This window comes from Alteromonas sp. KS69, from assembly GCF_003989595.1.
Taxonomy (GTDB): Bacteria; Pseudomonadota; Gammaproteobacteria; order Enterobacterales; family Alteromonadaceae; genus Alteromonas; species Alteromonas naphthalenivorans.
This window is the reverse complement of record NZ_PYHU01000031.1, coordinates 25,630-44,123: the sequence shown is the minus strand read 5'-3', so window position 1 is coordinate 44,123 and position 18,494 is coordinate 25,630. Positions and strand designations below refer to the sequence as shown.

The 18,494-nt window shown below is 44.8% G+C and carries 18 protein-coding genes; 7 read left to right on the top strand and 11 right to left on the bottom strand.

The genetic code is table 11. From position 1 onward, the window contains the following. Positions 1-70: 70 nt before the first annotated feature. Positions 71-688 carry a glutathione S-transferase family protein gene (locus C7Y69_RS15335; protein ID WP_126873294.1) on the top strand — a complete coding sequence of 206 codons (618 nt, stop codon included), beginning with the start codon at positions 71-73 and terminating at the stop codon, positions 686-688. Beyond that, complete coding sequence (locus C7Y69_RS15330) at positions 688-1,347, top strand: glutathione S-transferase family protein (RefSeq protein ID WP_126873293.1); 660 nt, start codon at positions 688-690, stop codon at positions 1,345-1,347. The genes C7Y69_RS15335 and C7Y69_RS15330 overlap by 1 nt, the downstream gene beginning before the upstream one ends. Before the next feature lie 39 nt (positions 1,348-1,386). On the opposite strand, the gene C7Y69_RS15325 is transcribed toward C7Y69_RS15330, so the two are convergent. Beyond that, positions 1,387-2,337, bottom strand: coding sequence for a homocysteine S-methyltransferase family protein (locus tag C7Y69_RS15325; RefSeq protein WP_126873292.1), 951 nt, complete (start codon positions 2,335-2,337; stop codon positions 1,387-1,389). A gap of 31 nt (positions 2,338-2,368) precedes the next feature. Continuing rightward, positions 2,369-3,592, bottom strand: a complete 1,224-nt coding sequence (locus C7Y69_RS15320) for an ROK family transcriptional regulator (protein WP_126873291.1) — start codon at positions 3,590-3,592, stop codon at positions 2,369-2,371. Between the two features lie 339 nt (positions 3,593-3,931). Between C7Y69_RS15320 and C7Y69_RS15315 the strand changes: the two genes are divergently transcribed. Continuing rightward, complete coding sequence (locus C7Y69_RS15315; protein ID WP_126873290.1) at positions 3,932-4,897, top strand: carbohydrate kinase family protein; 966 nt, start codon at positions 3,932-3,934, stop codon at positions 4,895-4,897. 107 nt (positions 4,898-5,004) lie between these two features. Here C7Y69_RS15315 and C7Y69_RS15310 read toward each other — a convergent pair whose 3' ends face one another. The 3 genes from C7Y69_RS15310 to C7Y69_RS15300 form a co-directional block, all read right to left on the bottom strand. Next, positions 5,005-5,799: a hypothetical protein gene (locus C7Y69_RS15310; RefSeq protein ID WP_013786355.1), complete on the bottom strand. Its 795-nt coding sequence runs from the start codon at positions 5,797-5,799 to the stop codon at positions 5,005-5,007. Positions 5,800-5,954: 155 nt separating this feature from the next. Further along, positions 5,955-7,556 (bottom strand): cisplatin damage response ATP-dependent DNA ligase, encoded by a 1,602-nt coding sequence (locus tag C7Y69_RS15305; RefSeq protein WP_013786354.1) that lies wholly within the window; start codon positions 7,554-7,556, stop codon positions 5,955-5,957. 2 nt (positions 7,557-7,558) lie between these two features. Next, positions 7,559-8,641, bottom strand: coding sequence for a ligase-associated DNA damage response exonuclease (locus C7Y69_RS15300; RefSeq protein WP_185864184.1), 1,083 nt, complete (start codon positions 8,639-8,641; stop codon positions 7,559-7,561). Between the two features lie 207 nt (positions 8,642-8,848). On the opposite strand from C7Y69_RS15300, the gene C7Y69_RS15295 reads away from it, so the two are divergent. After that, positions 8,849-11,362 carry a ligase-associated DNA damage response DEXH box helicase gene (locus tag C7Y69_RS15295; RefSeq protein WP_013786352.1) on the top strand — a complete coding sequence of 838 codons (2,514 nt, stop codon included), beginning with the start codon at positions 8,849-8,851 and terminating at the stop codon, positions 11,360-11,362. Positions 11,363-11,367: 5 nt separating this feature from the next. Here the strand turns inward: C7Y69_RS15295 and C7Y69_RS15290 are convergent, their stop codons facing one another. After that, entirely contained in the window at positions 11,368-11,571 is a 204-nt protein-coding gene (locus tag C7Y69_RS15290; RefSeq protein WP_126873289.1) for a hypothetical protein, read from the bottom strand. An 89-nt stretch (positions 11,572-11,660) separates the two neighbouring features. Between C7Y69_RS15290 and pdeM the strand changes: the two genes are divergently transcribed. Beyond that, positions 11,661-12,395: a ligase-associated DNA damage response endonuclease PdeM gene (pdeM, locus tag C7Y69_RS15285; protein WP_013786351.1), complete on the top strand. Its 735-nt coding sequence runs from the start codon at positions 11,661-11,663 to the stop codon at positions 12,393-12,395. A gap of 101 nt (positions 12,396-12,496) precedes the next feature. On the opposite strand, the gene C7Y69_RS15280 is transcribed toward pdeM, so the two are convergent. Together C7Y69_RS15280 and C7Y69_RS15275 are read right to left on the bottom strand one after the other, a co-directional pair. After that, positions 12,497-13,390 (bottom strand): carbon-nitrogen hydrolase, encoded by an 894-nt coding sequence (locus C7Y69_RS15280; protein WP_126873288.1) that lies wholly within the window; start codon positions 13,388-13,390, stop codon positions 12,497-12,499. Continuing rightward, a complete protein-coding gene (locus C7Y69_RS15275; RefSeq protein ID WP_126873287.1) occupies positions 13,377-14,441 on the bottom strand; it encodes an agmatine deiminase family protein in 1,065 nt (354 codons plus the stop codon). Before C7Y69_RS15275 ends, C7Y69_RS15280 begins: the two co-directional genes overlap by 14 nt. A 471-nt stretch (positions 14,442-14,912) precedes the next feature. Here C7Y69_RS15275 and folE point away from each other — a divergent pair, with 471 nt between their 5' ends. Beyond that, on the top strand, positions 14,913-15,596 hold the full coding sequence (gene folE, locus C7Y69_RS15270) for a GTP cyclohydrolase I FolE (RefSeq protein ID WP_126873286.1): 684 nt from the start codon (positions 14,913-14,915) through the stop codon (positions 15,594-15,596). 79 nt (positions 15,597-15,675) lie between these two features. On the opposite strand, the gene C7Y69_RS15265 is transcribed toward folE, so the two are convergent. From C7Y69_RS15265 to C7Y69_RS15255, 3 genes are all read right to left on the bottom strand, one after another. Further along, positions 15,676-15,864: a CPXCG motif-containing cysteine-rich protein gene (locus C7Y69_RS15265; protein ID WP_013786347.1), complete on the bottom strand. Its 189-nt coding sequence runs from the start codon at positions 15,862-15,864 to the stop codon at positions 15,676-15,678. A gap of 507 nt (positions 15,865-16,371) precedes the next feature. Beyond that, positions 16,372-16,755, bottom strand: coding sequence for a VOC family protein (locus tag C7Y69_RS15260; protein WP_126873285.1), 384 nt, complete (start codon positions 16,753-16,755; stop codon positions 16,372-16,374). A gap of 50 nt (positions 16,756-16,805) precedes the next feature. Next, positions 16,806-17,756 (bottom strand): aldo/keto reductase family oxidoreductase, encoded by a 951-nt coding sequence (locus tag C7Y69_RS15255; RefSeq protein ID WP_126873284.1) that lies wholly within the window; start codon positions 17,754-17,756, stop codon positions 16,806-16,808. A 179-nt stretch (positions 17,757-17,935) separates the two neighbouring features. Between C7Y69_RS15255 and C7Y69_RS15250 the strand changes: the two genes are divergently transcribed. Continuing rightward, complete coding sequence (locus C7Y69_RS15250) at positions 17,936-18,433, top strand: lipocalin family protein (protein WP_126873318.1); 498 nt, start codon at positions 17,936-17,938, stop codon at positions 18,431-18,433. Positions 18,434-18,494: the final 61 nt, after the last annotated feature.

Genomic DNA, 18,494 nt, shown 5'->3' with positions numbered 1-18,494 from the left:
AATATGATTTGAACCCACGCGCAAGCAGCACTAATCTGGCTGTTAACATTCCAACAATACAATATTGCCTATGAAAATTTACGAGACCAAAACAGCGCCTAATCCTCGCCGTGTTCGCATGTTCCTTGCCGAAAAAGGGATTGAAAAGTCACAAGTAGAGTATGTACAAGTAGATATTCAAAAGGGTGAAAATTTAAGCGCTGAAATGCGTGCGAAAAACCCACTAGGTAAAATTCCTATTTTAGAGTTGGACGACGGTACCTGCATTGCTGAAACCGACGCGATTTGTACTTACTTTGAAGCCATTCATCCAGAACCTTCCTTGTTAGGCACTACGCCTATTGAAAAAGCCACCATCTCGATGTGGCAGCGGCAAGTTGAAATGGCGCTAATGTTACAAGTAGGCATGTGCTTTCAACACACCACAGGTTACTTCAAAGACAGAATGGTACCTGTGCCAGAATACGGCAAAGAAGCCGGTATCAATGCTTCGAAGTACTTTAATATTCTCGAACGCCGACTCGAACTAAACGAGTTTATAGCGGGAGACACCTTTTCTATTGCGGATATTACTGCGCTATGTGCCATCGATTTTGCACGGGTGGTCGATATTCGAATTAAAGATGAACAAACGAATCTTCAGCGTTGGTACGACAATGTTAGCAGCAGAGCGAGTGCAAAAGCCTAATGATTGATTTATACACTGCAGCAACCCCCAATGGCTGGAAAGCCTCAGTAGCACTAGAAGAAATGGAACTCGACTATACCGTGCACGGGGTAAACTTAATGAAAGGCGAGCAAAAAACCGCTGAGTTCCTCGCCATGAACCCAAATGGCAGGATTCCCGTTATTGTGGACAAAAGCGAAGGCGACCATGTGGTTTTCGAATCTGGCGCCATCATGCTTTATTTAGCTGAAAAGACAGGCAAGTTTTTACCCACAGATGTCAAAGGCCGAAGCCAAGTAATGCAATGGGTTATGTTTCAAATGGGCGGTATTGGGCCAATGATGGGGCAGGCGAATGTATTCCATCGCTATTTAGAAGAAAAAATCCCTATTGCTATCGACCGCTATCAAAATGAAGTACGCCGATTGTTTACAGTGCTAGATGGGCGATTAGAAGACAACGAATATTTAGCCGGCGATTACAGCATTGCCGATATGGCGAACTGGTGCTGGGTGCGAACCTACGAATGGTCGGGCGTGAGCATAGAAGGACTAGACAACTTAACTCGCTGGAAAAACAGTATCGAAGCACGGCCTGCGGCGCGCCGTGGTGTTGAAGTACCCAATAAAATCGATAAAGAAGCGTTAATAAAAGGCGCTAAAAACGTGGTCACGCGTTAGTCGCTGGTACGGGCAAAATAGCAGGTGATTGATTGCAAATCAGTCTGCTATTTTTGAATGGTTAGCTAACCCTTTCGCCAAGGCTTTTATATGGTCAGGGCCTATGCCGCAACATCCACCTACAATTGTAGCGCCAGCGTTCACCCACGTTTGTGCGTACGCTAGGTATTTCTCAGGGGTGACGTCCTCACGCAACGTCGACAGCATTTCGTTAGCATCATGCTTTCTAACATGCTCTGAAAAGCTATTGGCATAAACACCGATGTTCATATCGGTATTATGCAGGTGTGTGAACTTAATGGCTGCTTCCATCTCTTCAGGTTGCGAGCAGTTAAACAACACGGCATCCAAGTTGTCTAGTGTGGGCAGTATAGCATTAAGTGACTCACCAGACCGCAAGGTCACCGGGTTTGAAAAGTTATGACGATTACTGAGCGAGTAAGAAAGCCAAATTGGTTTAGATGAGTGTTCTTTTATTAAAGAGGTTACCGCGCTGGCTTCTTCTACCGAAGAAACAGTTTCTACAAGCCAAAAATCGATGTAGGGTGTTTGTGCTTCAATCAACGGCAGCAAAATAGAAGAGAGTTGCTCGGCACAGAATAGCTCAGGTTTGTAAGAGCCAAAAGCTGGAGGAATACAGCCAGCAACTGAGATATCATTCTTTTTAGCCACAGTACTGGCAATACTGGCCGCGCGCGCGGCAAGCGAAAATGCTTGTTCATCAAACTGTTTTTGCCCTATATGAAAAGGCACTAACGCGTAAGTGTTGGTGGTAATAATTTTTGCACCCGCATCCACGAAGTTTTGATGCACTTGGGCTACTAAATCGGGCGCTTCCATTAAAGACAAAGCAGACCATTCAGGTTGCCGGAAGGGAGCCCCAACTCGTTCTAATTCTCTGCCTAACCCACCATCAAGAATTAAAACATTTGACGATGCGGTAGTTGATGAAGCGCTAGCGGTCTTGCCTGTGAGTGTAGTTGTAACCACGTTACCCCTGCTTTTATTTAACATATATAAACTAATAGTAGTTCGCGATAAGTGACAAATTAGCGCTGCCGATAGACTGCGCTTTACTCCCTACGTTACCGGCACTAATACTACCTTGAGTAATGCCCCGAAAATCAGCATCTTTTAACGCGTTTTGCACGCAGGTAACCAATTCATGCTTTATATTCTGCGGCATGGCACCGTCGATGATAATGCCATCGAGGTCGAGCATGCTAAATGCGCAGTGTGTGGCAAAGGCAATCCCCTGGGCGGCCTGTTCCATCCACACTTGAACGATGCGCATAAATTCTGGATTAGTTTTTAAGCCAGACCAGTGTTCAGGAGCTTCATACAATTTATTACCATCAAGCCCCGCATCATTCAGCTGCTTTTCTAGCAAGTATAGCGATGATTGGGTGATGAGTTGTTGCTGTTGGTTATGGGCGTTAGACAAGAAAGGCAAGGAACCAATTGCACCGGCATTACCCGATTTTCCTGTAAATAGCTGATTGTTAATAACCAAGCCACCGCCAAGAAAAGTGCCAACAAAAACATAGAGGAAGTGGTTAAATCGATGTGGATTACCAAAGGCCATTTCTGCACTGCACGCCGCCGTTGCATCGTTACTCACGTAGATGGGTAGGTCTAGTAGTTCAAATAGCGCAGCCTGAATATCAAGGTTTTTCCATGCTTCTAACGCAGCAGCAGGGGCCCCAGCTTCTTCTACCCAATTCCAAATTTCAAACGGCATGGCGATGCCTAGTCCGCGAATACGAGTGCGCTGCTCGTTACTGAGTTGTTGTGTTAGTACAGACACACCGCGCTGTGTAAATGACAATAAATGATCAACGGTGGGGTAGGCTACTTTTTCGTGAAGCGAAGCTTTCACATTACCAGCCAAATCTAGCAAGGTCATATCAAAACTGCGGCGGCCAATTTTTAAGCCTAACCCAAATGCACCATCTGCATTCAAGCCAAAAGGAACTTTAGGCTGCCCCACACCACCGCGAACTGGCGGCAGTCGCTTAACAAGGGCTTCGGACTCTAGTTTCTTAATAATGACCGTGGCCGACTGTGCAGATAAACCCGTACGTTGAGCAATATCTGCTTTCGGAATAGCGCCATCATGACGAATCAGGGTGAGGATATCCCGTTCATTTTGAGTACGGTTATCTAGTAAGGCAGTTGCACCGTGGTGCGAGTCTATTTCTGATGCGCTCTGTGATGAAACCGAGTGCTCGTGGGATTTTGTCATTTACAGTGTACCTGAATCATTATGAAATGAATGTTATAACAAACAGCACCACTAAGTCATGGATAGATACTAATTCAATATATTTAACATAATTAACCAAGAGCAGTTTCTCTCTACCAATCAAGCCGATAGATTACATATTCAATAGTCAGTCTTTAATGATGATAAAATATTAAATCAACAAGGTTGATTTATTTGTTTTGCTAGTTAATACTGTGCCCCAATTAATTAACTATAATTTAACGTGCCCGACGGAAGGTCCTTCGGCTACGCTTATTATCCATGACTACAGCGGTATAAATACGAAGTTATCGCTGTTAGCTTCAGCCAGAGGTGTTTATGAAAATTTTATGTTTAGGCGAAGTACTTATCGATATGTTAAGTGCGGGTGCGGCGGACCAAAGTGAAATGCCAGCAATGAATTCATTTCAGCCTTATGCTGGTGGTGCGCCGGCGAATGTAGCGGTTGCTGTTGCTAAGCTTGGTGGTCAAGGCGCTATGGTGTCTAAAGTAGGTGACGATACCTTTGGCCGTTTTCTTCAAGACATGCTTAGCTATCACAAGGTAAACACTGATTATGTTTGGAGTACGAAAGACGCCAATACGGCACTAGCATTTGTTAACCTAGATAAAGACGGTGAGCGTTCTTTCGACTTCTATGTTGATAACGCTGCACATAAGCACATTGGTGAAGAAGACTTAGCCAAGGTTGCTTGTGATGATACTAGCGTGCTGCATTTTTGCTCTGGGTCTATTTCAGGTCCAGAGTTGTTACCTGGCACCGACTATATTCTAAATAAAGCCAAGCAAGAAAATATGCTTGTCTGTTTAGATATTAACTACCGTCCAGCGTTTTGGGATGACACCGCTAATGCCCCAGGCCGAATTGACGACGTGGCTAAGAAAGTGAGTATCTTAAAAGCAAGCCGCGAAGAGTTGGCAGAGCTTTACGGTGAAGAAAATGCTCAGGCTCATGTACAACAGTGGCTAGATAGCGGCGTTAAAGTGGTGTTAGTGACTGATGGCGGGGAACCTATTCAGTACATAACAAAAGATTTCAGCGGTACCTTGGCCTCGCCAAAAGTAAGCGTGAAAGATACCACTGCAGCAGGCGATTCATTCATTGGCGGATTTTTGTATTTCTTATCTACCAAAGTGGCTAACAGCGCGGAATTCGACAAGTGGGCAAGTAGCTTTGAAAACGTAAGCGAAGCCACTGAATTTGCTATTCGCTGTGGTGCATACACGGTAACGCAATACGGTGCGTTTAGTGCATTGCCTACTATGAAGCATATTGCGAAATAGGCAATATATTGGCGCATAACCTGTATTGATATGAGTTTAGGTGTATTAATGAAAGCAAGGCGAGTATGCCTTGCTTTTTTATTGCTGAGAATACATAGCGATACAATTTATGCGAAGAGACTAGGGCCTCTTACCTCTATACTGTTTCGCCTAGACTTAGTTTTGATGGAAAGAGCCATACAAATCGAAAGTAGCAAAATGGCTAATGAATTTGGCTCAGGAACGAAATAGTTGTCTACGCCACTGTCGGCAACTAACGCTAGAGAAGCGACGCCCGAATTAACTTGTGCCCACTCTAAAAAAGCATCGAAGTGATCGGTGCGAGGTGAGGATAGATTCCTGCCCATTATGCTGTTATTCCTAATAAGCCCGTCTGGATTGAGTGCACCGCCATTGTATTCATCGAATAAGCCAATCATGTGGCCAAATTCATGAGCAGCTATTGTCCCCTGACGATTAAACGAATAACCTGATGGCCTACCCGTGTACCATTGAGTCAAGTTCACATTTCCATTACCTTCATTGACAGTAACTGTATGGTCAGCGCCCACGCTAGTGCTCAGCCAATCCACATTAAATACGGTGTCGTAAAAATAGGTGCCGTCAGATAAGTCAAAGGCATTACTCCAAATGGATTCAATACCATCTTCCCAAATGTCTCTAAGTGCACTGCCGGGTTCATCACCCCTTAAATAAACATCGACATCAATAAGTAAATCTTGATTGACAAAGCTAATATCGTAGCTAGCTGTCCACCCGAAGTTACCCCAAGGATTTTGAGATAAAATACTGTATCTGACCGTTTCAGTCGCAATATTAGTAATTAGGCCAGCATTACTCGCTGTGGAAAAAAGGAGAAGGAAACCAATAAGGCAATGTTTGAACGATCGCGAAAACAACATTTTTTTGTCCTTGGCGCAGCATTAACTCATGCAGGCGCACTTAAAAATTTTTCTGTAATTTCTTTTCTAACAGTAGGTTAGATGGAACAGAAAAAGCTAATATACTTTAAGTGTAAGCTAAAAACAGGGTTTGTAAAAAAAATGTTTCATTAAGATTATGATTCGATAAGTGCCTTCACGTTGATAAGTGTATCTGCCTCGTTCGCAGGCTTATCCCAGCGGATACGGTGTATACGAGGAAATCGTAGCGCTACGCCTGATTTATGACGGTTGGAGGGATGAACTGCATCGAAAGCCACTTCTAGTACCAGCTCTTTTTTAACTTCACGCACTGGCCCGAAACGGCCTATGGCGTTTCGTCTTACCCAGTTATCTAGCTTCTTAAGCTCTTCATCGGTGAAGCCCGAATAAGCGTTGCCAATAGGCAGCAATTGCTCATCTTGCCATGCACCAAAGGTGTAGTCGGAATAAAAACTCGAGCGCTTACCGTGGCCTCGCTGGGCATACATCATTACCGCATCGACCACCAGTGGGTCGCGTTTCCATTTATACCATTGTCCCTTTGGTCTACCTGGCACATAAGGGCTGCTTAAACGTTTTATCATGAGCCCTTCTACAGCACGGTTTTTACACACGTTTTTATGTAGAGTACGAAGCCCTTTTGGTGAATCGGCAGATAAGCACTCAGATAAATGCAGTCGTGAATCATTGTCGTGTTCCTGAATGCCATTTTTGTCAAACCACGTTTCTAGCGCTTCACGTCGGGTAGTAAGGGGGTAGTCGGTTAATTGCTTACCGTCTAGCACCAGTGCATCGTAAACAATTAGCCCCGCAGGGTTGGTTGCCATTAATGCAGCAGTAGGCTTTTTCTTATTAAGCCTTTGTTGTAGTGCGTTGAAAGTATCTACTTCTTGGTTATGCATCACCAACAGTTCACCGTCTAGCACCATATTGCCGCTGACACTATCGAGTAGGTCGGGGAAAGCGTGGCTGATGTCATCCCCAGTGCGAGAGAATAGCGCCTTTTCAGGCTCTTCTTTCGTGGTGTTGCACACTAACTGCACCCGAATGCCGTCAAACTTATGTTCTATTTGCCATTGTTCTGGAGCAAAGTCATCGACATCATCTTGCGCGATGGGGTGAGATAGCATGACAGGATGAAAGGTAACCGCGTTACTGATATCCGGTTTAGATCCGTTACCTTCAAGCCATTCGAGAAGGTCGGTATAAGGCGGCGCGACGCCATGCCACAGTTTCTCTATTTCGGTGATGTCTTTATTGCCATATTCCGCCAAAATTTGTTTGATAGAGCGAGCAGACACACCAATTCTAAGCCCCCTAGTACCAAGTTTTAAGAGTGCCCAGCGCTGAGATGGGGTCATTATGGTGAGGTAATTCGCTAACGTTACTGCGACTTTTGGTTTACTGATATTGGCAAATGTATCTACCACTTCAGACAAGCTAGGCAATGCTTTATCAGGCGTAAACTCGGGCCATAAGTGGGCTACCGTTTCACTCACTTCCCCCACATAATCATAGCTCATTGCAAATAGTTCTGGGTCTACCCGTTCGGTAATCAGTTTTTTTACCGTATTGCGCTTAAAAAAATCAAACTTGAGCGTGCCTGCCATAGCAGCAATGGCCCAGCCACGATCGGGGTCTGGCGTAGTAGCAAGGTAATGCAGAATAAGCTGCGCTTTGGCTTTGGTTCCGGCGGTATAGTAAAGCTGTTCAAGTAAGTCACTAAATGCCTGCATTGCTATTCCTCCTGCGCCGCTTCATCGTAACCTACCAGCGATAATGCTCGCGCTTTAAACCCCATCTTTTGTGCTTGATACATAAGGGCATCTTCACGGCCATGGGTCACCCATACCTCGCTAGGGTTCACTTCAGTAAGGGTTTGCAATAACTCAGGCCAATCGCAGTGATCTGAAATAATAAGTGGTAGCTCGGCGTTGCGCTGCTTAGCTCGCGCGCGAATTTGCATCCAACCAGACGCCAACACAGCGCGAACATGTGGCAAGCTTCTCGACCACCTGTCGGCTAATGCAGAGGGGGGAGCCAACACTATTTCACCGGCTAATAATGCTTTATCTTCTACCTCGCTAACTGGAATAATATCGCCTAAAGCTATGCCTTCTCGTTCGTACAAATCACACAGTTTTAGTAGTGCACCGTGTAAATAGATAGGTTTGGTATAGCCAGCTTCTCGAAGCGCTAAAATAACCCGTTGGCATTTGCCTAATGCGTAGGTTCCTACTAAATGACAACGTGTAGGAAACACGTCAAGGGAGTGAAGAAGCTTTTGGATTTCTTTTTCGATTGGCGGGTGGGCAAATACCGGTAAACCGAAAGTGGCCTCGGTAATAAGTACATCGCAAGGTACTACTTCAAACGGCGGACAAGTGGGATCGTGCCTACGTTTGTAATCGCCAGATATCACTAGCCGATAACCCGCATACTCAATAAGCAATTGTGACGAACCTAGTATATGGCCAGCAGGGTAAAAAGTGACTTTTATCTTGCGTTGCTCCTGTTCAGTTGAGGCACTGTTACTATCAGTAGTGATTACCTCATCAAACTCTACGCTCTCGCGATAGGGCACTGGTATTTGTACTTCAGCCATATCGTCGCCATAACGGGTGGTCATAATTGCCATGGTTTGCGGGTGGGCGAACACTCGTTTGTGGCCGGCTCTAGCATGGTCAGCATGGCCGTGGGTAACAAGCGCGGTTGCTACAGGCTGCATGGGGTCTATATAAAAATCGCCCGGCACACAATACAAACCAGCGTCGTCCGTTTTCATCCACTTTGAGGGGTGTATTGCATTTTCAGCCACCATATAAAAAAACCACATGCTGTTAGTTAGCGTTTCATATGACTACGGTGGTTTTACGCAATTGGTTGAGCGTAGAGGAAAATTAAACCCTTCTGGTGAATTAACGTATATCTACTATTGCTTACAATTGAACTAGCGGCGGTTGGGATAGTTATGGTGAAGAATTTATTGCGATTACAAAAACGGCTAAAGGTTTAGTTGTCATCCTCTATGCCTGAAGAAAAAGCCGCACCTAAGAAAAAGCCTCAAACCGAAAGTAACATTCTACCTTTGGTTTTTACTCAATGGTTTAAAAATAAAGGGTGGGAGCTACGAGATTACCAGAGGAAAATACTTGAACAGAGTATTAAGCAAACTGCTGGCCGTAAAAGGAAAACTTACAACACCACTTTGCTCATTGCCCCAACAGGCGCAGGTAAAACTTTATCGGGCTTTCTACCTAGCTTAGTCGAGTTAGCTCAATCGCCACAGCAAGGGCTTCACACCTTATACATTTCGCCACTTAAAGCACTAACCCAAGATATTCATCGCAACTTATTGCAACCTATTGAAGAAATGGACCTGCCGATAACGGCGGAAACCCGTACAGGCGATACACCTTCACATAAACGGCAGCGCCAACGAAAAAAACCGCCAAATTTGCTGCTTACTACCCCAGAATCACTCATGTTAATGCTGAGCTATGCTGATGCTGACAAACTATTTGGAAAACTAAAGCGAGTGATTATTGATGAAACCCATAGCCTAGTAGCAAACAAGCGAGGAGACTTTTTGTCATTAGCGCTAGCACGGCTTTCAGTATTGTCACCCGAGATGAAGCGGGTAGGGTTGTCGGCCACGGTAGCTTACCCAGAAACGCTAGGTGCATGGCTAGCTGGCACAGAAGGCACCGCTAATATCATCAGCGTGAAAGCGGGTGAAAAACCGAAAGTAGAAATGCTGCAATCTGAAAACCGCATGCCATTCGGTGGTTTTATGGCGCGCTATGCCATTACCGATATATATAAGGCCATTGAAGACGCAAAAACCACTTTGGTGTTCGTGAATACCCGGGCCCAATCCGAACTGATTTTTCAAATGCTGTGGGAACATAACACCGCTGCCTTACCCATAGCCTTATATCACGGCAGTTTAAGTAAAGAGCAGCGGCGTAAAACAGAAGCCATGATGTCTAGCGGATTGTTACGGGCAGTAGTGTGTACCTCGGCGCTAGAACTAGGTATTGATTGGGGCGATGTAGATAAGGTAATACAAGTTGGAGCCCCAAAAGGGGTAAGTCGATTGCTGCAACGTATAGGGCGATCAAATCATAGGTTAGACGAACCCAGCGAAGCTTTGCTGGTGCCAGCTAATCGCTTTGAAGCCCTTGAATGCCAAGCCGCTATTAATGCAATTAACAAAGGCGAACTAGATGGCGATGCCCCACAGCCGGGGGCATTGGATATTATCCCCCAGTTTATTGTGAACTGCCTTTGCAGTAATGCCGACACGCCAGATACCCTTTACGAGCAAATCCTTCTAGCATCGCCCTATCAAGGGCTGGATAAAAGTGATTTTGAGAAGTTATGGCAGTTCGCATTGGATGGCGGGAGTGCGCTTAATGCCTACGAGCGTTATCAGCGCCTAATGCAGAACGAGGACGGCACTTTTTCGCCTGCCAACAGGCGGGTAATACAAAGGCATCGGCAGAACATAGGCACTATTGTTGAAGCGGGTAGGCTAAAAGTAAAACGTATTCGCCGTGGTAATCAGGGCAAAATTATTGGTGAAGTGGAAGAGTACTTTGCCCAGCAACTTACCCCAGGCGACACCTTTTATTTTGCCGGTGAAGTGCTTAAGTACGAAGCCATTCGCGATATGCAACTACATGCTCGCCCCGCGAAAGCAAAAGAGCCAAAAATACCCAGTTATTCCGGTGGCCAAATGCCACTGTCGACGTATCTGGCTGATGGGGTTCGAGCAATATTAGCGAATCCCAAGAGTTGGCGTAAATTACCCGCGCAAGTACGAGAATGGTTGAATTTACAACAACAGTTCTCACAGCTTCCTGAGCCCGAAAAGGTATTGGTGGAGCAGTTTCCTTTTCGTAATGTAAACCATACGTTGTACTACACCTTTGAAGGACGAAAAGCGAACCAAACCTTGGGCATGCTGGTTACCCGTAGAATGGAAAAAATAGGAATAAAGCCATTGAGTTTCAGCGTTACCGACTATGGTTTATCGATAAGTGCGGTTAAACAAATTACCGATACTCAACTGCAGCAACTGTTTCAGCCAGATATATTAGGCGATGAACTACAAGACTGGATGCTACAAGCGCCTATGTTAAAGCGTTCTTTCAGGCAGGTGGCAGTAGTAAGCGGCTTAACGGAACAGCGTTATCATGCTAGTCAGAAAACCATGAAGCAGGTAACGTTTTCAACTGATTTAATTTACGACACGCTGCGTGAGCACGACCCAGATCATATCCTTTTAGCGGTCGCGCGGGCGGATGCTGAGCGGGAGTTGTTGGACTTGCAGCGCTTGGCGAATTTGCTCATCCGCTTTGTTGATAAAACCACGTTAGTAAACTTAGAAAAAGTATCGCCCATGGCCATCCCTATCGTGCTGAACATGCGAAGTGAACAAATAAAAGGAGCGGGGGCGCAAGCGATACTCGAGCAAGCCGATTTATATGCTGAAGCAGAAAATATGCTAGATGAAGTACGGGCATTGTTGTCTTGAGAATATTAAGTTTGGTCGAGCAGTATTAGCCCCAGAAACACGCCGTAAATACATCCATGTAGGCTCTGCCGCAGCATCCATGCTGCGGAAGGTTTCCAGTGCCAATACTGCTCACCCAGTCTAATTCTATTGGTGTTAAAGTGAGTGAATATGAATTGAATACATCCATGTAGGCTCTGATGCAGCATCCATGCTGCATAAGGTTCCATACCCAACCGCACTCCACCGCTATAGGAGAGTTCGTTTGGGAGTTTGGAGGTGGTGGGATGGCGTTAAATATTATGAAAGAGGTTAATCAGTGGCAATAAGTGAGCAGTGGCTATCTTCACAGGTGGCGTTGCGTAGTATTAGTATTGTGAAGTTTGCAGAGCTGCTTTGGTTGCTAGATGCCAGAGGTGTGGCGTATTTGCCTGCGCTTGATTGGCTGGTGGTATCTGATTTACACCTTGAAAAAGGCAGTTATTTACGTAGTTATGGTAATCCGCTGCCAAGTGTTGATTCTGTTGCTACGCTTAAACGCCTGCAGCACATTATTCACGATTATAATCCTGCTCGGGTGATTAGCTTAGGTGACAGTTTCCACGATAAATACAGTATGTCTCGTATGACCGATGAAGACAGAAACCTCTTATGTGAGATTATAAATAGCGTTCCTGATTGGGATTGGGTGGAAGGTAATCATGACCCTGATTTACCCGAAGGAATTCCCGGTAATCCATGCCATGAAATAGTGCAAAATAATGTGGTGTTTCGCCATGAGCCAGAGATGCACGGAATCGAGCTAAGTACGAAGGGCAAGGTTCAAATCAAGCAGCAAGTTATTGGCCATTACCACCCTAAAATACGTAAGACTATTTCTCGTCGGCGATTTTCAGGCAAGTGCTTCGTTGTCACAGAAGACCTATTTATCATGCCAGCTTTTGGGCAATTCACAGGGGGCTTAGATGTGGATGAAGAGGTTATGCTAGCGTTAGCATCTAAAAAATCCCGTGCTTGTTATATGTTGTATGACGGAACGATTTTTAAAGCTTAATCGGCAAATTTTCATAATGCTGAGCGCCAAAAAAAAACGGGCATTTTAGTTGCCCGTTTTAAACTTTGATAAGCCCTTGTACAAGGGCATGAGGCGCTAGCCTAATCGCGCCAGCGCTTAGTTAAGTCTTCGTAAGCATCAATGCGACGGTCACGGAAATAAGGCCAAATGCGTTTTACTTTTTCAGTGCGGGTTAAATCTATCTCAACCGAAAGGGTAGTTTCACCTTCAGCTTCTGCTTTCGCTAAAATTTCACCTTGTGGGCCTGCTATAAAACTTTGCCCCCAAAACTGAATACCTGGGTCGCCCGCCACTGGCGATGCTTCAAAGCCTGTGCGATTTGCTACGATAACCGGTACCGAGTTTGCTACCGCATGTGAGCGCTGAATGGTTTCCCATGCGCCATGTTGACGGCTACGCTCTTCTTCGGTATCTGTGCTATCCCAACCAATTGCCGTAGGATAAAACAGTAAGTCAGCCCCTGCCATTGCCATTAAGCGTGCCGCTTCTGGATACCATTGATCCCAACATACTAATACGCCCAATTTACCCACGCTAGTTTCAATTGGTGTAAAGCCCATGTCGCCCGGTGTGAAGTAAAACTTCTCGTAAAAGCCTGGGTCGTCAGGAATATGCATTTTGCGATATTTACCGGCAATCTCTTTGCTTCTATCAAATACCACAGCGGTATTGTGATAAAGGCCAGAGCCACGCTTTTCAAATAAAGAGGTCACTAACACAATATTGTGTTTCTCAGCCAGTTCGCCAAAGAAATCTGTTGCAGGACCTGGAATAGGTTCGGCTAAATCAAAGGCGTCTGTATCTTCCTGCTGACAAAAGTAAAGGGTGCTATGAAGTTCTTGCAGCAAAATACACTCACAGCCTTCGGCGGCGAGTTTTGCAACTTGCTCAGCACTTTTATTCCAGTTAGTTGCTTTGTCGTTATCAGCAACAGACTGTTGTACCAAGCCTATCTTTAGCTTAGTTCGTTGCATGTACAGACACTCCTTTTGAGAAGGTGGAAATAACAGATTCTTTCAACGTATTTGTGGGTACCTGCATGGAAATACAATGCAAGCTGCCAAATTGCTTTACCAACACCGAGCAATCTATAGGCTCGATAATATGGTCGGGGTAAGCCAGCTGCATTTGGCTAATCGCCGCTTCATCTTCAGGTTGCCCATAAATAGGTAAGAGCACCGCACGATTACAGATCAAAAAATTGGCGTACGATGCGGGCAAACGCTCGCCCTCGTCGTTAACAATATTAGGTAGTGGTAATCGATATTGTTCGTGCTCAGGCATTGCACTGGCGCACTCATCGCAAAGTGCACTTAACCCTGCATAATGACTGTCGTCTTTGCGATTATCAGCTGCTTGGATAACCAAGCCTTTATTGGGCGTGAAACGCACAAGGGTATCTACATGCCCGTCAGTATCGTCACCTTCAAGGTGACCATGTTCTAGCACCGTAAACGTATTGCAACCTAACATGTCATTAAAGGTTTCAGCGTAATCATTGATAGTCATATCACCGTTGCGCTTAGGGTTTAATAGACACTGAGAGGTGCTAAGCAAGTGGCCTAGGTCATCAATTTCTAACGCGCCACCCTCAGCCACCACTGGGCTACTTCGAAGGGGCAATTTACACAATGAAGCAAGGTAGCGTTGGTTGGCCATATTGTCTTCACTGGCATCAAACTTTTCACCCCAACCATTGAAGCGAAACTCTACTGGCGCCCCAAAACCTTCTGAATCACGACAGGTCAAAAAACCGTAGTCACGCACCCAAGTGTCATTATAAGACGCAGGCACAATAAGCACACGTGCGTGATCGCCTAAACGCGATTGCACATTATCAACATCGTCAGGGGCGCATAGCATTATCACACCCGCATGATAACGGTTGACCGCTGCAATCACGTTCAAATAGGTTTCACGGGCTTCTTCTAGCCATGGCGCCCAGTCGGTTTCTGCATGCGGCCACGCCAGCATTACAGCATCAACGGTTTCCCATTCAGGAACCAGTTTACGACTACCTTGCATGTTTATTCTCGATAGAAATAAATAATGCGTTGATTATAACTATCCTACTCACGCCAACCAATAGCAAACTTGATGAAATTCTTTTCTTGTCACGAACAGTGTCACAATTAGAATGACGACGTGATAGAAGAGGCGCGATTTGTAGTAGCGGTATTTAACGTTTATTTTTTGATCTCATTTACTTTAATGACCGTTTTATCTCAATAAAAATAAAACATGCCTTTAATAGCATTTTCAGATTAGGCTAATCTCAGCATTTGCTCGATCAATAGCCGCTAGAATGCTAAAATATAACCATTAGAAGTCGCCAAACCTTTGCCAAAGCGTAGTTATATGCCTTGGCCGTAATCATGCTATTCAGTAGTCTTGCGTTGGCTTTCAGGCGGTATTGTCATTTGCATCTTGGTATCAAGTTAGCCTTAATCGTGTCGATTACGTTTAAGGGTAAAGAAGTATTTACGGATAGGGTTAATGTTAGCAAAAGAAGCGGTCATTGTGCGTGATGCACTAGAGCCATCAATTTCTGAATCGGCACAACGTGTTAGAGCAGCGCTTGAAGAAAAAGGGCTGGAAACACCTATGGTGGCGAACGGTTTGTCCGACGAGCAAAAACGTCAGAAGATTGAAATTGCAATGCGTGATGTGATGAATACGCTTGGGCTCGATCTTAACGATGATAGTTTGCACGACACGCCAACCCGTATTGCGAAAATGTACGTGAACGAAGTGTTTGGCGGTTTGGATTATCGTAATTTTCCTAAAATAACCCAAATCGAAAATAAGATGCGTCTTGATCAGCCTGTTCAAGTGTCTGATATTAGTTTAACGAGTACGTGCGAACACCACTTTGTGACTATTGATGGTCTCGCTACCGTATCTTATATTCCTAAAGATACTATTATCGGTTTGTCGAAATTAAACCGTTTAGTGAGTTTCTTTGCACAGCGCCCTCAAGTGCAAGAGCGGCTAACACAGCAAGTGCTAGTTGCCATTCAGACATTAGCCTCTACCGAAGATGTAGCGGTAAGCATTAATGCTACGCATTACTGTGTAAAAGCCAGAGGTATACGCGATACTAATTCGTACACTAAGACATCCGCGCTAGGTGGAAAATTTCTGTCTGATGTGGAATTGCGAAGAGCATTTTTTAGTTAGTTACTTAAGAAAAATGCTAACTACTTTGGCCAACAAAAAACCGCTTTTAAAGCGGTTTTTTATTATGAATAGGTTTTATTTATAGTTCGCTGATGACAAGGTTAATACGACCTTCTACCCCATTTGCTGCGGTAAGGCTCAAATTCTTTTTGCAACACCCACAAGTTTCAACTTGCTCTTGATACATATCGCGAATGGTGTCTTCAGAAAATTCATTGAAAGCGCCGCAATAGGGGCACATGTACTCTAGAGGTGTATCGGTCTTCATATGTTGTTCTTTTAAGCTTCATCCATATCCATATGGTGACTGCATATTTTAAGCTTCAGTGTTAAATGACGGAGTCTATTCGCACAGTAATACGATGCGTTCTAGCAAATCGATTACTCTTACTAAATTATAGTCGCAAATTATTAGGTTGCCTGTGCAATACGCCAAAATCACGCTAAGTTACGGCGGAGTAACAGAAAATAGATTTTCCGTTACTGGCTACCAATAATAATAGGGGCTGAATGGGCGATTATCACTCTAGCTAAAGCCGTTGAAACGAAGCAAGAGAGATTCTTGCTTCGCTGCCGTATAACGCAATGCATCTATCGAAATAAGTCGCCGAAGTGCATCTAAACTCGGTAAGCAAACAGCGTGATAAAGCAAACACGGTATGAGTTCGATGACTTCAGCGAAAACCCGCCGAAAGCGCAAACGATTAAGTTGAACGGTACGCTGTTACATTAAGATATGCATGAAAGACGACGCATTTGAACTGTTCATACAAAACTACATTTCATAGAGCTCAAGCGGTAAACCGTCGGGGTCTGCGAAAAAGGTAAACCGTTTCCCCGTGTATTCATCTACACGAATGGGCTCGCACTCCACCTTATTTGCAGTTAAATGCGCAATCACCTCATCAATGTCATCTACCCTGAACGCCAAGTGACGCAACCCTTGCGCTTCTGGCCTTGAAGGTCTAGCAGGTGCACCCGGAAACGAAAATAGTTCGAGTTGTCCGCCATCGGGTAATGCCAAATCGCACTTGTATGACTTTCTCGCTTCGCGATAATTTTCCGCAATAACGCTAAGACCAAGAATGTCAGTATAAAAATGTTTAGACGCCAGGTAGTCGCTACAAATTAGCGCGACGTGATGAATTCCTTTTAACATAGGTAAACTCCGTTAAAACATGAACCCAGGGTGCTGTATACAACCATACCTTATGGCATCTCTTGTCCACGAGCGGTTTCAAGTAATAAGTACCAATGTTCGCGAGTCAGTTGTATATCCATCGATTTATGGCAGGCTTTTATCCGCTCGATATTGGTTGTACCAAGTACTGGCTGAATATTGGCAGGATGGCGCATTAACCACGCTAATACGATGGCTTCTGGGCTAGTCTCGTATTCGGCGGCCAGAGAATTAACTAGCGCTGCCGTGGCGGCATCAGTATCGTTTTGGGTACTGGCACCCGTATACTTGCCTTGTGCCAAGCTGCCCCAAGCTTGAAGTTGCACCTTGTTCATCATGCAATACTCAAGGGTACCTGGAGCATAACCAGAGTTACGGTTTGCTGGGCTATTAGTGGTAACACCGTCTTCTAACCAGTCTCGAAACGCTAAGCTCATTTCCAATTGGTTCGCCACAATTGGGCTCGAAAGCGCCGATTGGAGGTACGCCATTTGATGTCCATGCATGTTTGATACGCCAACGTGCTTTATCTTGCCTTGCTGCTGTAAGGAAGAGAGCGTGGTAGCCACTTCATCCAGCTCCATTAATGGATCGGGGCGATGAAGCAATAAAATATCAAGTTGGTCTATGTTCAAACGCTGCAAGATACCTTCTACCGAAGATTCAATCCATTTTGTAGAGAAATCGTAGCGCTTTGGTCCTAAATCATCTTCGAACCGTATCGCACACTTAGACTGCAGAATCATACGTTCTTTTAACGAAGGGTTTTCTTTTAAAACCTTGCCAAACACTGTTTCAGCTTTGCCAAAAGTATAGATATCTGCATGATCGAACACATTTATATCAAGAGCCAATGCTTGTTCTATTACCTGGTGTGCTTGTAACACATGTTCTTTTGTTGCTGCTTCGTTGTTCCAGCCACCACCAAGGCCCATGCAGCCATAAACGAGTCTGCTTGCGTCTGGGAAATAGTTTTGCATCTTATACTCCGAATAAATGTGCAACTGCGTTGGCAGTCACAATAACGTGCTATTTTGCTAAAGTAAGCCATATATAGATGAAGCTAGGGGATTAGTCGATGTTTAACACATTGAATACGTATGAAGGTATTTTTCGCCGATTGTTTAGCCAGCATAGTAAAAAATGGTTCAGTGTAACCATGTTATTTATCTTGGTTGGATGTACATCCGTGCCAGACGGCGTCAAGCCGGTGGAAGGATTTGAGTTAGACCGTTATTTAGGTCAGTGGTACGAAGTAGCGCGCTACGATCACAGCTTTGAAGAAGGGCTATCTAATGTAACGGCCACCTATACTATGCGTGACGACGGTGGCGTAAAGGTTATCAACCGAGGTTACTCTCAAGAAGAAGCAAAATGGGATGAAGCCGAAGGTAAAGCTTATTTTGTATCGACTGCCGATACGGCGCATTTAAAAGTATCATTCTTTGGTCCTTTCTATGCCAGTTATGTGGTGATGGCATTAGACAAAGAAGGCTATCAATATGCCATGATAACAGGGCCTGATAGAGATTATTTGTGGATCTTAGCGAGAGAAAAATCCTTACCTCAAGAAACTATCGACGCGCTTTTAGCCCAAGCTACACAAAGCGGCTACGATACCAGTAAATTGATTTGGGTGTCTCAAGACACGCCTTAACAGTGATAAGCAGACTTTTTTGCCAGCCCCTATTTAGCCGAATTGTGGTATACTTTGCGGC